14 protein-coding genes are annotated in these 14266 nt (G+C 44.6%); 6 read left to right on the forward strand and 8 right to left on the reverse strand.

Annotated features, from left to right (window positions below; all coding sequences use genetic code 11):
• Positions 1–20: 20 nt before the first annotated feature.
• From ABNE31_RS03650 to nadD, 4 genes are all read left to right on the forward strand, one after another.
• Positions 21–752 carry a DUF1080 domain-containing protein gene (locus ABNE31_RS03650; RefSeq protein ID WP_257023955.1) on the forward strand — a complete coding sequence of 244 codons (732 nt, stop codon included), beginning with the start codon at positions 21–23 and terminating at the stop codon, positions 750–752.
• A gap of 85 nt (positions 753–837) precedes the next feature.
• The gene (locus ABNE31_RS03655) at positions 838–1695 is read left to right on the forward strand and encodes a YicC/YloC family endoribonuclease (RefSeq protein ID WP_349352409.1); all 858 of its coding nucleotides are present in this window, start codon (positions 838–840) and stop codon (positions 1693–1695) included.
• Positions 1692–2288, forward strand: coding sequence for a guanylate kinase (gene gmk, locus ABNE31_RS03660; RefSeq protein WP_179383393.1), 597 nt, complete (start codon positions 1692–1694; stop codon positions 2286–2288). The genes ABNE31_RS03655 and gmk overlap by 4 nt, the downstream gene beginning before the upstream one ends.
• A 3-nt stretch (positions 2289–2291) precedes the next feature.
• A complete protein-coding gene (gene nadD, locus ABNE31_RS03665; protein WP_349352410.1) occupies positions 2292–2876 on the forward strand; it encodes a nicotinate (nicotinamide) nucleotide adenylyltransferase in 585 nt (194 codons plus the stop codon).
• Position 2877: 1 nt separating this feature from the next.
• On the opposite strand, the gene ABNE31_RS03670 is transcribed toward nadD, so the two are convergent.
• Genes ABNE31_RS03670 through ABNE31_RS03680 form a run of 3 tightly spaced genes read right to left on the reverse strand, consistent with a single transcriptional unit; the run spans position 2878 to position 7011 of the window.
• Positions 2878–3981 carry a glycoside hydrolase family 130 protein gene (locus ABNE31_RS03670; protein ID WP_349352411.1) on the reverse strand — a complete coding sequence of 368 codons (1104 nt, stop codon included), beginning with the start codon at positions 3979–3981 and terminating at the stop codon, positions 2878–2880.
• A gap of 4 nt (positions 3982–3985) precedes the next feature.
• A complete protein-coding gene (locus ABNE31_RS03675) occupies positions 3986–4702 on the reverse strand; it encodes a DUF6503 family protein (RefSeq protein ID WP_349352412.1) in 717 nt (238 codons plus the stop codon).
• 35 nt (positions 4703–4737) lie between these two features.
• Positions 4738–7011: an inorganic phosphate transporter gene (locus ABNE31_RS03680; RefSeq protein ID WP_349352413.1), complete on the reverse strand. Its 2274-nt coding sequence runs from the start codon at positions 7009–7011 to the stop codon at positions 4738–4740.
• Between the two features lie 148 nt (positions 7012–7159).
• On the opposite strand from ABNE31_RS03680, the gene dgt reads away from it, so the two are divergent.
• Positions 7160–8518, forward strand: a complete 1359-nt coding sequence (dgt, locus tag ABNE31_RS03685; RefSeq protein ID WP_349352414.1) for a dGTP triphosphohydrolase — start codon at positions 7160–7162, stop codon at positions 8516–8518.
• Here dgt and ABNE31_RS03690 read toward each other — a convergent pair.
• Positions 8515–9573, reverse strand: coding sequence for a DUF3078 domain-containing protein (locus ABNE31_RS03690; RefSeq protein WP_293287449.1), 1059 nt, complete (start codon positions 9571–9573; stop codon positions 8515–8517). The genes dgt and ABNE31_RS03690 overlap by 4 nt on opposite strands.
• Entirely contained in the window at positions 9564–11342 is a 1779-nt protein-coding gene (gene dxs, locus ABNE31_RS03695; protein WP_349352415.1) for a 1-deoxy-D-xylulose-5-phosphate synthase, read from the reverse strand. The genes ABNE31_RS03690 and dxs overlap by 10 nt, the downstream gene beginning before the upstream one ends.
• Before the next feature lie 82 nt (positions 11343–11424).
• Between dxs and ABNE31_RS03700 the strand changes: the two genes are divergently transcribed.
• The gene (locus tag ABNE31_RS03700) at positions 11425–11874 is read left to right on the forward strand and encodes a nucleoside deaminase (RefSeq protein WP_179383401.1); all 450 of its coding nucleotides are present in this window, start codon (positions 11425–11427) and stop codon (positions 11872–11874) included.
• Between the two features lie 54 nt (positions 11875–11928).
• Here ABNE31_RS03700 and ABNE31_RS03705 read toward each other — a convergent pair whose 3' ends face one another.
• From ABNE31_RS03705 to ABNE31_RS03715, 3 genes are all read right to left on the reverse strand, one after another.
• Positions 11929–12123, reverse strand: a complete 195-nt coding sequence (locus ABNE31_RS03705) for a cold shock domain-containing protein (RefSeq protein WP_127140550.1) — start codon at positions 12121–12123, stop codon at positions 11929–11931.
• A gap of 83 nt (positions 12124–12206) precedes the next feature.
• The gene (locus ABNE31_RS03710; RefSeq protein WP_179383402.1) at positions 12207–12467 is read right to left on the reverse strand and encodes a hypothetical protein; all 261 of its coding nucleotides are present in this window, start codon (positions 12465–12467) and stop codon (positions 12207–12209) included.
• Positions 12464–14248: a chloride channel protein gene (locus ABNE31_RS03715; RefSeq protein WP_179383403.1), complete on the reverse strand. Its 1785-nt coding sequence runs from the start codon at positions 14246–14248 to the stop codon at positions 12464–12466. The genes ABNE31_RS03710 and ABNE31_RS03715 overlap by 4 nt, the downstream gene beginning before the upstream one ends.
• Positions 14249–14266: the final 18 nt, after the last annotated feature.

Genomic DNA, 14266 nt, shown 5'->3' on the forward strand with positions numbered 1-14266 from the left:
TGAAAACACGAAATCTTTTAATGATATTGGCCCTATTTGTTTTCGGATGGACCACAGCGCAAGAAAAGGAACCCACCACACCAGAGGAAACCGAAATATACGAACCTGTTCCTCCCAAGGTCACCCCAGGTGAAAATGGAGCCCCTCCAAGCGATGCCATTGTACTGTTTGATGGTACCTCCTTGGATAATTGGATCAGTTCCGTAGACAGCACGGCGGCAAAATGGATATTGAATGATGATGGAAGCATGACGGTGAAGGACCGCACAGGCGATATTCAGACCAAGCAAAATTTTGGGAGCGTACAGTTGCACATCGAATGGAAATCCCCGGCCGAAGTTCAGCGTGATGGGCAAAACAGAGGTAATAGCGGGGTATTTTTGAACAACTTGTATGAAGTACAGGTGTTGGACAACAACAACAACGACACTTATGTGAACGGGCAGGTGGGATCTATTTACAAGCAACATGTGCCCTTGGCCATGGCTTCGGTACCTTCAGGCGAGTGGAACACCTATGACATCATTTACCATGCTCCCGAATTTGAAAAGGGTCAAAAGGTAAAATCAGGAACCCTTACAGTGATTCATAACGGAGTGTTGATACAGGACCATGTGGAGATCAAGGGTACCACCCCTTACATTGGATGGCCCAAAAACCCACCGCACGGAAAAGGACCTCTGCGTTTGCAGGACCACGGAGACAACAGCAGGGTAAGCTACAGAAATATATGGGTAAGGGAGTTGGACTAGCTCCCTTGGTCCATTTTAGACGGTTATAATCAATAAGGGGCCAAAACCTATTTTGGTTACCTTTGGCAAAATTTAGCAGATTTATATGATCCAGTCCATGACAGGCTACGGGAAGCACATCTTACAGCTTCCATCCAAAAAAATAACCATAGAGCTTAAATCGCTCAACAGCAAAAATCTGGACATCAATGCCAGACTCCCCCAGTTTTACCGGGAAAAGGAACTGGAATTGCGTAAAATGATCGCAGCTGCATTGGTACGGGGAAAGGTGGATTTTAACCTGTATGTTGAGATTACCGGGGAGGAAACCACGGCAGAGGTGAATCAAGGAGTGGTCAAAAACTACATGGACCAACTTTCCAAGATTGTGAAAGGCGACGAAATCAAGCTATTGGAAATGGCCCTGCGTATGCCCGATACCCTCAAAACCGAAAAAGATGCTATCGACGAAGAAGAATATAAATCGATTGTTGAAGCGATGAATGAAGCACTTTCCAACATTGTGGAGTTCAGAAATGAAGAGGGAAAGGTGTTGGAAGAGGATTTTGTAAACAGGCTGAAGAACCTAAATGAACTGTTGGAAGCGGTTAAAGCGATGGATCCCGAACGCTTGGGAACAGTGCGCGAACGCTTGGAAAAAGCAGTTGCCGACCTAAAGGTAGAATTGGATGCCAACCGGTTTGAACAAGAACTCATCTATTATCTGGAGAAATACGACATCACGGAAGAAAAAGTCCGTTTGGCCAATCACCTCAAGTATTTTGAGACCACACTGAATTCGAAGGAATCCAACGGAAAAAAATTGGGATTCATTTCTCAGGAAATCGGGAGGGAGATTAACACCATTGGATCCAAAGCGAATTATGCTCCCATGCAGCAGTTGGTGGTGCAGATGAAGGATGAATTGGAAAAAATAAAGGAACAAATGCTCAATGTGCTATGACGGAAGGCGGTAAACTTATTATTTTCTCGGCACCTTCGGGAAGTGGCAAGACCACCATTGTACGCCATTTGCTGGACCAGCCCGAACTGAACCTGGCCTTTTCCATATCGGCCACCTCACGTCCGCGTAGGGGCAAGGAAAAAAACGGGGTCAACTATTATTTTATGTCTGTTTCCCAATTTAAACGACACATCAAGGATGGTGACTTTTTGGAATGGGAAGAGGTGTACCGCGATAATTTTTACGGTACCCTAAAAAGCGAGGTGGAGCGTCTTTGGGCAGAAGGGAAGAATGTCATCTTTGATATCGATGTTTCCGGTGGATTGCGCATCAAAAAGAAGTTTCCGGATAAAACCTTGGCCGTTTTTGTGAAACCACCCAGTGTGGACGAACTAAAAATCAGACTGAAAAAAAGAAGCACCGAAAGCGACGATAAGATAAACATGAGAATAGCCAAAGCTTCCGTTGAGCTGGCCACGGCCCCACAATTTGATAAGATCATCAAGAACTATGATCTCGATGTTGCACTGGATGAGGCCCATAAATTGGTCGCCGATTTTTTAGGGGTCGAGATTCCTTCTAAAGACAACTAGGCGATGAAGCAGGTAGGCCTCTTTTTTGGGACATTTAACCCCATACATATAGGCCATTTGGTGATTGCGAACCATTTGGTGGAGTTTTCCGATCTGGATGAGGTTTGGTTCGTCATCACACCACAAAGTCCATTTAAGGTGAAGCAATCGCTTTTGGACAACAACCATCGATATCAAATGGTGTACGAAGCGGTACATGATTATCCCAAATTAAAGCCCAGTAAAATCGAGTTCGACCTTCCACAGCCCAACTATACCACCAACACCTTGGTCCATTTGGATGAAAAGTATGGCGATGACCATCAATTTTCGCTCATTATGGGGGAAGACAACTTAAAAGGCCTGCATAAATGGAAGAACTACGAGGCTATCTTAGAGCACTATTCCATACATGTGTATCCAAGAATTTCCGAAGGAAAAATAGAGCATCAGTTTGAGGGCCATCCGAAGATTATAAAAGTAGACGCCCCTATCATGGAAATATCATCGACATTTATTCGAAAAGCGCACAAGGCTGGAAAGAACATACGTCCCCTGCTGCCCGAATCGGTATGGAAATATATGGATGAGATGAATTTTTATAGATAGTTTACTGCTTACCGGTAACAACGCCTACCATACTATCGGCAGTACCGTAATACAGATACCACGTCCCGTGGAAAAGGACCAAACCCTCCAAAAAGGTCGTTCCATCTTTGTATTGCCCCGATTTTTCAAAGGGCAATTCAGGTTGAATGAAGGGTGTGTTGGTGCGATCGATCAATTTCCAAGGTTCGTTGGAATCGAAAAGGGCTTGTCCGCCAGTATACACTCGATTGCCCAATGCTTTGACCCCAATATTTTGTGAATTACCTGCATTGTAAAGCACTACAATTCCCTTATCCGTTAGTATCGGAGGCGGTCCCGCCTCTACCAACCATGAATCGAAATAGCCCGGTCTTGGGCTTAAAACGGGCGCCAACTTGCCTTCGTAGGTTTCCACAGGTACCCAATCAATCAAATTATCGGAGCTGGCGAGCCATATATGGGGCACTCCGTAGTACATCCAGTATTTACCATTGATTTTGGCCGCTACTAATTTCCCATCCTTGATTTGGGTCACAATAGCTCCGGATTTGGTCTCGGAATCGTGATAACTTCCATCCTTATATTTTTGAAATACGGGCCCATGTTTTTCCCAATTTACCATATCCTGTGAGGTCGCCACGGCCAGTTTCGGCACTTGCCTATTCCATTGGGTGTAGGTGAGCACGTAAAGCCCATCTTCCGTTTCCACAATTCGTGGGTCTTCTACTCCGCCGGGCCATTCATGGATCTTTTGATGATCTTGGTCAGGGTAAATAACAGGTTGGGGCCTTTTGGTAAAATCAATTCCGTTTGTAGAAACGGCCATGCCAATGCGAGAGCGGTGACCTCCTATTTCTTTCTCCCCCAATTTTTCTTCCGCCCTATACAGCACGTATATGGAATCTCCCTCCGCAATGGCAGCTGGATTAAACGTGGCCATGGACTCCCAATGCACGGTTTCCTGTGATATGGGATCCAGGAAAGTTGAAGAGCTATCCTTTTGTAGAATAGGTCTTGCATTTTCAGGCCGACTAAAGGGTCCTAACATCCAATCCTTCTCCTTAGTTTGGCCGAATAGACCGATACTACAAAAACCCACTATTCCAACCAATAAAATATGTTTCATGCGCTTATAATTTGAATAGCGTATCAGTCCCCAAGTACTTTTCCTCTTTATTCGTGTACCAAGCTCTTGTTTTGGGCATTTTGATGCCTTCGATTTCTTCCAAACCATCCAATAGGATGTATTCCCCATCGTTTTTGGACTCCTCATGGTAAAACTGATATACTTCCATAGCGTAGGAGGCGGGGTCAAAATAAAAGTACCAAGTATCCTTTCCAACTTCGGCATCGTAGGTCGCTTTTACAACAAGATATTCCTTGCCCTTAAAAGTCTTCTTTTGAACCTTAGGGTCCAAATGAGTGCCCGGGTCGTTCAATTTCATGGGCAAACCGTACAGATATGTGTAGTAGTCTTTCATAAAATTGCCACGTTCGCAGGTCAATCTCATTTTTTCTTTGTCCTCTTCCGAAAAATCTTCGCTATCGTTTAAGGTGATGACGCATGAGTTGGGGGTAATGTTGAAAAAAGAGGTGTTTTCGCCTTGCTCCACGGTTAACATAAAAAGCTGTTTTGGAAAATCGACCTGAATGGTGCTGGTTCGTTTTGGGCGGTTTGGAGTTTCCATAACCACTTTAAAGGATGTTTTTAATTGGTCCCATTTCCCATTTGGGTCGTGAAAGGCTATGGCCTTTTCCAGAACCTGTTCCGCAGATATGGATTGGGAATGTCCAGAGACAAATGATAACAGGCCAAGGCAAGCCCATATAAAACCGTATTTTTTCATCACAACTAAATTATGTGGATGAAAGATACCGCTTTTTATTTCTTCTCGATGGTGGCAGGGGAAACGGAACTGTCGTGTTCCGCGTAGTATTGCTCCAAAAGATTCATCATGGCGGTAATCAAATCCTTGCTCTCCAATAAAATGGAGAAATAAAGGGTAGTGTTCTTAGGGCTGGATTCCTCGGTTCTGGTTCGGGAAACCTGCTGATTGATTTTTTGGGAAACCATCGCATAGAGTTTCTCCTTAGACTTAAGAACACTGCCTATCTGTTCAAAGGAGCGATCTTCAAAAGCCTTCTGGGTACTGTTAAAAGCTTTCTCCAAAGAGCTGTCTATTTCCTTAAGCTCCTTGATTTGGTTGTACTTAAGCTTTTTGTGATTGTTGTTCACGTGGTCATAACTCACCTTTCCAATATATTCCAAGGATTGGGACATATCGGTAAGGTGTCCCATAATGTTGATGTAGAAGTTACTGGCTCCTACATGGGCCTCGTCCAGATTTTTAATAAAATAGAAGGTGTCATTTCGCAGACCATCGATTTCATTGGCCAATTTTTTACTTTGCTTTTTATTCTTCTTCAAAAAGTCAAGGTCGTGTTTGGACAATCCTTGGATACAGTTGGAGTAAATTCGATTGCTTCGTTTGACCACATTGGCAATATTGGCAGCGGTCTCTTCGATCACTCCCTGTATGGAACTGCTCTCTGCCCTACGCAGACTGTCTTCCGCCTTAATTTCCTTAGTTTTTTTGTTGTGGGAGATATAATTACGCAATAAAATGGCTGCTGCGGCCACTAGCATCAAAACAAGGGATATGAATTTACCAACAAAAAGCAGATAGGCTATTATGGCTGCTGCTACAAAGGCGCTTAGCGCTGTAAAGAACCAACCGCCGATGACGTTGAGTACTCCTGCAACCCTGTACACGGCACTTTCCGCTCCCCACGCCCTATCGGCCAAAGAAGTACCCATGGCCACCATAAAGGTGACATAAGTTGTGGACAATGGTAGTTTCATGGAAGTGGCAATGGAAATGAGCACACTGGCAACCATAAGGTTTACGGATGCCCTTACCATGTCAAAAGCCGGTTGTTCCTGAGTCTTGCTTTTGGGCACATATGTTTTGGGGAGCACAAACTGCTTGTCAATTCTAGATTGAATCGAATTGGGAACCACCTTGGAAACATTATCAAATGCAGCAATACTGAACTTAACGATTTGTCGCGAAAGATAATTAGGCTGGAAACGTTCGTCCCCCTCGTCTTGTCGTGCCAAATCTACACTGGTTTTAACAACACCCTTTGCCTTGGAAGAAAACCAGAGGGTGATAATCATTACCGCTCCAGAGAGCAACAACAGCATGGTGGGCGTTTGGACGGCAGCGGACAACCCTTTCATATTGAATTGAGTTGGATCAATGCCGGAAGCTTGCCAATCTTGGTAGGATTGCAATGCGGCAATAGGGACCCCGATAAAGTTGACCAAATCGTTCCCCGCAAAGGCCATTGCCAGTGCAAAGGTTCCAAAACCGATAACGATGCGATAAATATTCCACTTGAAAAGACTGGCGGTAATGAAAGAAATCAAGGTCCAGAACACAAAATTACCTGCCAAAAAGGTTTGAGGTTGGGTGGCAACAAATTCTGATAGGGCTCCATCGAAAAGTGCTGCACTCTTCAAACCTTTCACCAGTATAAAATATACAATGGCGGTAATGGCCAAACCACCAAAAATGGCTTCTACCCATTTGGATTTCTTTTTGAAATTGAAAGAAATCAATGCCCTAGATATAAATTGTACGAAAGCTCCAATGGAAAAGGCAATAAAAACAGAAAGGAGAATGCCAAATATGATTTCAGCCGCCTTATCCGTATTGATGTAAGTCACAAGATCGGAAACACCGCCTTGGGTTTCGGCGATTTTAATCAAGGATATGGCCACAGATGCCCCCAAAAGCTCAAAAACAATGGAAACGGTGGTAGAGGTGGGCATGCCCAAAGTATTGAAGAAATCGAGCAATAGAATGTCCGTAATCATTACGGCCATGAATATGAACATGATTTCCTCGAAAACAAACTCACCGGGATTAAAGATTCCCTTTCGGGCGACCTCCATCATTCCACTGGACGATATGGCCCCAAACGCTATACCAACGCTGGCCACAATCATTATGGTCCTAAACGAAATTGCTTTTGACCCAATGGCCGAGTTCAAAAAATTGACCGCATCGTTGCTTACTCCTACAACCAAATCGGTAATGGCCAAAATGCCAAGAGCCACAACCATGAAAATGTAAATATTCTCCCCCATTCTTTCAGAAATATGACAAAAATGATACTATAAATCGGCAATCAGGTTAACAAAATGTTACCAAATACGGAACTAAAAATATCAATATTTTCCCAGTGTTGGACATAGGTTCCCGTTTTGCCATATCTTCGTTGCAAATTACTGGCCAATGAACTGGGAGCAGCTACTCTCTTTAAAACGACACGGGGATACAGGAAAACGTCTGCGAAAGGAACAAAACGAGACCCGCCTAGGGTTTGAAGTGGATTACGACCGCATTATTTTTTCATCTGCCTTTAGAAGTCTGCAGGACAAAACACAGGTGTTTCCCATGCCCATCGCCGTGGGATCCCAAAAGAATTTCGTCCATACCCGTTTAACGCATAGTTTAGAGGTTTCCGTAGTGGGCCGTAGCCTTGGTCGTATCGCTGGACAAAAAGTATTGAACAAATATCCGTTTTTGGCCGAAGTTCACGGGCACCATTTCAACGATTTTGGAGCCATTGTTGCCGCAGCAGCGCTGGCCCACGATATTGGCAACCCTCCTTTTGGGCACAGTGGGGAGAAGGCCATTGGCAATTACTTTAAACAAGGACCGGGAAAGTTTTATGAGGATATCCTGACGCCGGAGGAATATCAAGACCTTATCGATTTTGAAGGGAACGCCAACGGGTTTAAACTGCTCACCGAGTCACGGGAAGGGGTTCCGGGGGGTCTGCGACTAAGTTATGGTACCTTGGGCGCTTTTATCAAATACCCCAAAGGATCTTTGCCCAAAAAGCCTTCCAAGAACATTGCCGACAAAAAATTCGGTTTCTTTCAATCCGAGAAAGCCTTTTTCAATGAACTTGTAGAGGAACTTGGCCTTTTGCCGAATCCCTCGCATCCTGAAACGGGATTTTTAAGGCATCCGCTTACCTATTTGGTCGAAGCTGCGGACGATATCTGCTACACTATTATCGATTTTGAGGATGGCATCAACCTTGAATTGATTCCCGAGGAGTATGCCTTGGAATACCTGATCAATTTGGTGAAGGACAACATCAACACCAAAAAGTACAATGCCATGACCACTTCCAGTGACCGATTGAGCTATTTGAGGGCTCTGGCCATTAGTACCTTGATAGGGGATGCCGTGGATGTTTTTGTTCAGCATGAAGAAAAGATCCTTAAGGGGGAGTTCAATACTTCTTTGCTTGATAAAGGAAAATATACTGCACAGGTGGACGATATCATCAAGTTGAGCGTGGAGAAGATCTATCAATCCACAGAGGTTATCGATAAGGAATTGGCAGGCTACCGAATCATTTCGGACCTATTGGACATGTACACTACGGCATTGATCCATATCAAGAAAGGTGAGGATACGAATTACGATCGATTGCTCATTAAAAGTCTACCTGAAAGCTACAGGAACACCTCGACCTCCATTTATAAAATATTGTTGGATACCAGTTGCTTTGTGGCCAGTCTGTCGGACAGTGCCGCTGTGCACATCCACGATAAATTGACCGGCCGCAAGGTTTAAAAGGAATAGAGCAATCCTACCCCCAACAGCTGTTTAAACTGTATTCGGGCAATCCCAGGGTCTATGATGGTCCCATCCTCCGCAATTTCCTCATTAAATTTAATGTCGTCATCAAAAATGATATGGGTTCCGATATTGGCGTTGAGATATTCATTGACCTTTAGGTTAAAATTCAGTTCCCAATCCACATCAATGTTACCAAAACTCCGGATGTAATCGGTGTAGAGATTCAGTCGATGGCTCATCAGCACATTTTGGCCTACCTCGGTTTCCCAAGTATTGGTAATCAAAAAACCAAGTTCCAAGAAGAGGTTTTTACCTTTTTCAACACCAAAGGCGCCCTGTTCGGAAAGCGTTTCGTCCAAAACAAAGGTCGATTTCATGGTGGCGGGCGAAATGTACAAGGTAAACTTATCCTTTGGAGGCAAGTAGGAGGAACCCATACCCACAAAAAGATATCCCGGAGCCATAAACCTTGAAATGGGGTTGTCACGGTCGGGATACTTGTAACCATTGGAGAATTGGGTCCTAATATTGGCCCTCACCGAATAGTACCAGTTGGTGATGGTATCCTTTCTAAAACTTAAGGTAGAGGCCATCCGAATCTGGTCGTCCGTTTTTCGCAACTTTCTCCCTTCTTGTGCGTTTATGCCGTAACGAAATTGTGCCTCACTGTTCCAACTCAAATACCTGAACTTGTAATTTCGGGCAAAATCGGCACTTGCCAAGGCCGTCACCGAATTGTCGCCCCCCGCGTTCCAGTTTACAAAGGCCACTTCGCTGATGTTGAGCCCAAATTTGTTCACCTTTTTCCAAAAGGAGGTAGGTTTGAATCGGTTGTACCACACTCGTAACGGTTTGATCCTGTTCAGTACGGTACGTGGATCAGTAAGCTTGGCGCTACGGGTAAGGTACTTTAGTTTAACATCTTTGATACGAACAATTTGAAAACCAGACTCCGTACTGTCAATCTCAAAAGCTTTGATGCGCGTTACCTGTGCATGGGTAGATAGGAAAACAGTAAGGAAAAGAATGAAAAAGCAAGTTAATCGCATTGGTTTAAGGTTGATTGTATGTGTGAAAATAAGGTATCAAAATCTATACCAGCAAGTTGATGGGTCTCCGTCATTTCCCCATGTTCGATAAAAACATCGGGAACCCCAAAAATGGAAATAGGGATGGATGCTCCGACTTCGTTCGCAAACTCCAAAACGGAAGATCCAAAGCCACCCATTATCGTCCCGTCTTCCACCGTGATAATTTGGTCATAGGTACTAAAAATGGTACGGAGCGTTTTTTTGTCCAACGGCTTTACAAAGCGCATATCGTAGTGCCCAACTTTTTCCTGCCCATCCAGTTTTGATATGATTTCGGTAACGGTATTGCCCACATGCCCCACGGTTAGGATAGCTAGCTTACTTCCTTTCTTAAGACAACGCGCGGTTCCTATTTCAATTTGTTCAAACTTGTTTTTCCAATCCAAGTTTACGCCCCGCCCTCTTGGGTATCGGATGGCGATGGGAAGGTCAAGGCCCCATTGGGCGGTGTACATAATGTTCCGGAGCTCCATTTCGTTCATAGGTGCAAATAGGATAAGGTTGGGAATGCAGCGCAAAAAAGCGATATCAAAAACACCATGGTGCGTGGGGCCATCCTGGCCTACCAGTCCCGCTCGGTCCAGACAGAAAATTACGGGAAGCTTTTGTAGGGCTACATCGTGAATAACCTGATCATACGCCCTTTGCAAAAAAGTAGAGTACACATTGCAAAATGGAACCAATCCCTGCGTCGCCATACCCGCAGCCAGGGTGACGGCGTGCTGCTCGGCAATGCCCACGTCGAAAGCGCGTTCAGGCATTTTATCCATCATAAGCTTTAAAGAACTGCCGCTGGGCATTGCGGGGGTGATTCCCACAATATTTGGGTTCTTTTCAGCCAGTTCTACCAAGGTATGCCCAAAAACATCTTGGTATTTTGGGGGTTGTGATTCGCCTGATTTTGGCAATCGTTCCCCGGTGATTTTGTCAAACTTGCCCGGGGCGTGGTATACTACTTGGTCCTCCTCGGCCTGTTTGAGCCCCTTTCCCTTTGTGGTGATGATGTGCAGCAGTTTGGGACCATCGAGCTGTTTCAATCGTTCCAGTTCATCGACCAGTTTTTTTAGGTCATGGCCATCAATGGGCCCGGAATAGTTGAGATTGAGGCACTCAAAAATATTTTCGTCCTTGGCGGTACCGGCCTTTACATTGGTAAGGTATTTTTTGAGCGCACCCACGCTGGGGTCAATTCCGATGGCATTGTCATTCAACACGATCAATGCATTAACATCGGTCACCCCGAGATGGTTGAGACCCTCGAAGGCCATGCCACTGGCAATGGATGCATCGCCGACCACGGCAATATGCTGTTTGGAATGGTCGCCTTTTAGTTTGGAGGCCATGGCCATTCCCAAAATGGCGGAGATGGCTGTGGAACTGTGACCGGTTCCAAAGTCATCGTACTCACTTTCGCTGCGTTTTGGGAAACCGCTAATACCGCCCAATTGGCGATTGGTTTCAAAAATTTCCTTTCGACCCGTCAATATTTTATGCCCGTAGGCTTGATGGCCCACATCCCAAATAAGCTTATCGTGAGGGGCATTGAATACGTAGTGCAGGGCAATGGTGAGTTCCACAACGCCCAAACTGGCCCCCAAATGTCCTTCCTTGGTCGAAACAATGTCAATAATGAACTCCCTCAGTTCTTGGGCAAGTTGGGGCAGCTCGTCCAAGGTCAATTTTTTGAGGTCGCTAGGGGAGTCGATATGTGGTAATAACCTTTCCAATGAATAAAAAACAAAAGTATCGATTCTCCCCAAAATTATTTTATGTGTAGCTTAGCAATCTGATGAAATTGATGTAAAAATTGTGGAAAACCCGTTTGACGACACCTATTTTATGAAGAAGGCCCTTCAGGAGGCCGAGATGGCCTTTGAACGGGGGGAAGTGCCGGTCGGGGCGGTCATTGTGGTGAACAATAGAATCATAGGTAGGGCGCACAACCTTACGGAACGCCTAAAGGATGTTACCGCACATGCAGAAATGCAGGCCATTACCGCTGCGTCCAATTTTTTGGGCGGTAAATACCTTCAGGGCTGCACCTTGTATGTGACCTTGGAACCCTGCCAAATGTGCGCAGGGGCCTTGTACTGGAGCCAAATATCAAAGGTGGTGTATGGAGCATCAGACCTGGAAAGGGGCTTCAATGTGATGGGTGGACATCTGCATCCCAAAACTGAGGTGGTCGGGGGGATACTGGAAAAGGAAGCCTCCGAGCTGTTAAAACGGTTTTTTATCCAGCGCAGGAACCTAAACTAAATAAAAAACCCCAGCACTGCCGGGGTTTCTAAATCAAATCAAAATAAAATATTATTATCCGATTACCTGCACTTTTGCAGCAACCACTCCTTTTCTTCCTTCTTCTTCTGTGTATTCTACTTTGTCGCCTTCGTTCAATTCCACCCCGTTCAATGCTGTAACATGAACAAAGATGTCTTTTCCTGTGTCGTCGTTTGTAATGAATCCATACCCTTTGGAATCATTGAAAAATTTTACTGTACCAGTCATTAAAAAATAAATAAAATGTTAAAACACGAAAGTAGTTTTTTTTATGACTGATTGGATGAAAAGAAGTTTAAATCTTATGAAAATTATTGATTTTCAGTGTTTTTACGTTCTTTTTCTTGCATTTTTATAATATTTTCCTTGGTTAACATGTAATCTTTCATGTTTTTAAACCTACTTTCCTTCCAAAGAAAAAGTGGCATGGCCACCAAAAAAAGTCCAACGGTTCCCCCACCGATGTACTTGGGTGCTTGGGGGTGCTTGTCTTCCAACGTAAGCCCATAGCCTATGGAGCCTAAGGATAACAGCATAATGATAAATATGATATGTTTCAGTCTGATTTTCATTGGGAATAATTGATCAATTTTCTGCGATAGGCCGTCAACATTTTCGATTTTGAAATGAAGCCTTCGTATTTTCCTTTTTTGATGACGGGCAAATTCCAGGCGCCACTGTCCTGAAACTTTTTCATCACCTGTTTCATATTGTCCGTCTCGTAAAAGATAACCTCTGGCGGGGCATGCATCAAATTTTTAACAAAAATGGTATCGTAGAGCTCCGTATCGAACATCATGGGGCGAATGTCGTCCAACACGATGATTCCGATGAGCTTTTTGTCATCGTCCAGCACGGGGAACAGGTTTCTTTTGGACTTGGAAACCGATTGGTGCAGCATTTCCCCCAAAGACATTTTAGGGTGGACGGGCTTAAAGTTTTTTTCGATCACATCGTCCATTTCCATCAGCCCAAGGACCATTTGGTCTTTATTGTGTGACAATAAGGCACCTATTTTGGCGAGTTCTTTGGTGTAAATGGTATAGTCGAGCGCGTTCTTGGTGATCAAATATGAAATGGCAGCAGTAATCATCAAGGGCACAAAAAGCTGATACCCTCCCGTAATTTCCGCAATAAGGAATATGGCCGTCAATGGTGCGTGGATCACCCCAGCGATGAGCCCCGACATGCCAATTAGGGTGAAGTTGCTTTCCGAAACCGAGAAACCTAGGCCTAAATTATTGATTACCTTGGCCACGACGTTGCCCAGTGCACTGCCCATGACCATGGTAGGAATAAAAACCCCTCCGGCACCACCGGCACCAATGGTAGTCGTCATGGCGATAGCCTTAAAAATAGTAATGCCGAACAGAAGGGCGATCACTACCCAAATATTATTGGTATAGGCATCAAAAGGGGTGGTGCCCAAAGCCTTGAGATGGTCTCCATCCAAGAGATTGTTGATAAAGCCAAAACCTTCACCATAAAGTGGAGGAATGGCATAAAGCATAACCCCGATGGTAATGCCTCCGACCAATAGTTTGTATTTGGGGCTTTTCAGTTTTTTGAAAAGGGACAAGATGTAAAAGTACATTTTGGTGAAATAGATGGAGGCAAAACCAGTCCCCACACCCAACAGAATATAAAAGGGAGTATCGTTCAGTTGGAAGCCTTCGGAGAGGGAAAAACTGAACAGTACCTCGTTGCCCAGAAAAAAGTAGGATGTCAACACACCCGAAATAGAGGCAAGCAGCAGGGGCAGCATGGACAGCATCGTGAGGTCCAGCGTAAACACTTCCACTGCAAATATGATGGCAGCAATGGGCGATTGAAAAATAGAGGCTATGGCCCCGGCCGAGGCACAGGCCACCAATAAGGTCCGGGTTTTGGCATCAATATGAAAAAGCCTGCTCAAGTTGGAACTCACCGCCGAACCTGATTTGACAGCCGGCCCCAACAAACCTACCGAACCACCAAATCCAACGGTAAGGGGAGCGGTTATCAAAGGTGTATAGATGTCCTTTATCCGAAGCAATCCCCGTTTCTTGGATAGTGAAAATATGATGGATGAAACGGCATGCTGTAGCGGTTCCTTGTGTACAAATTTGACATAGAGGTACACCAAGGTAAGCCCAATGGTAGGCAATATGAAATATAGCTGGTTTTCGGAGAACACAATTCCCTTCTTTAGAAGGGACTCTATAAAATAGGTGGTGTTTTTTAAGGTCACCGCAACGGCTCCAGCGAGGAAACCCACCATCAGGCTCATCAATTGAATAAAGGTCCTGTTGGAGATGTTTCTATATCGCCATTTAAGAAATCGGGTAAACAGTTTTTTGTTACTATAGGGCATTGAGGTATATACTACTAA

The sequence above is a fragment of the Flagellimonas sp. MMG031 genome, assembly GCF_040112705.1.
Lineage (GTDB): Bacteria > Bacteroidota > Bacteroidia > Flavobacteriales > Flavobacteriaceae > Flagellimonas.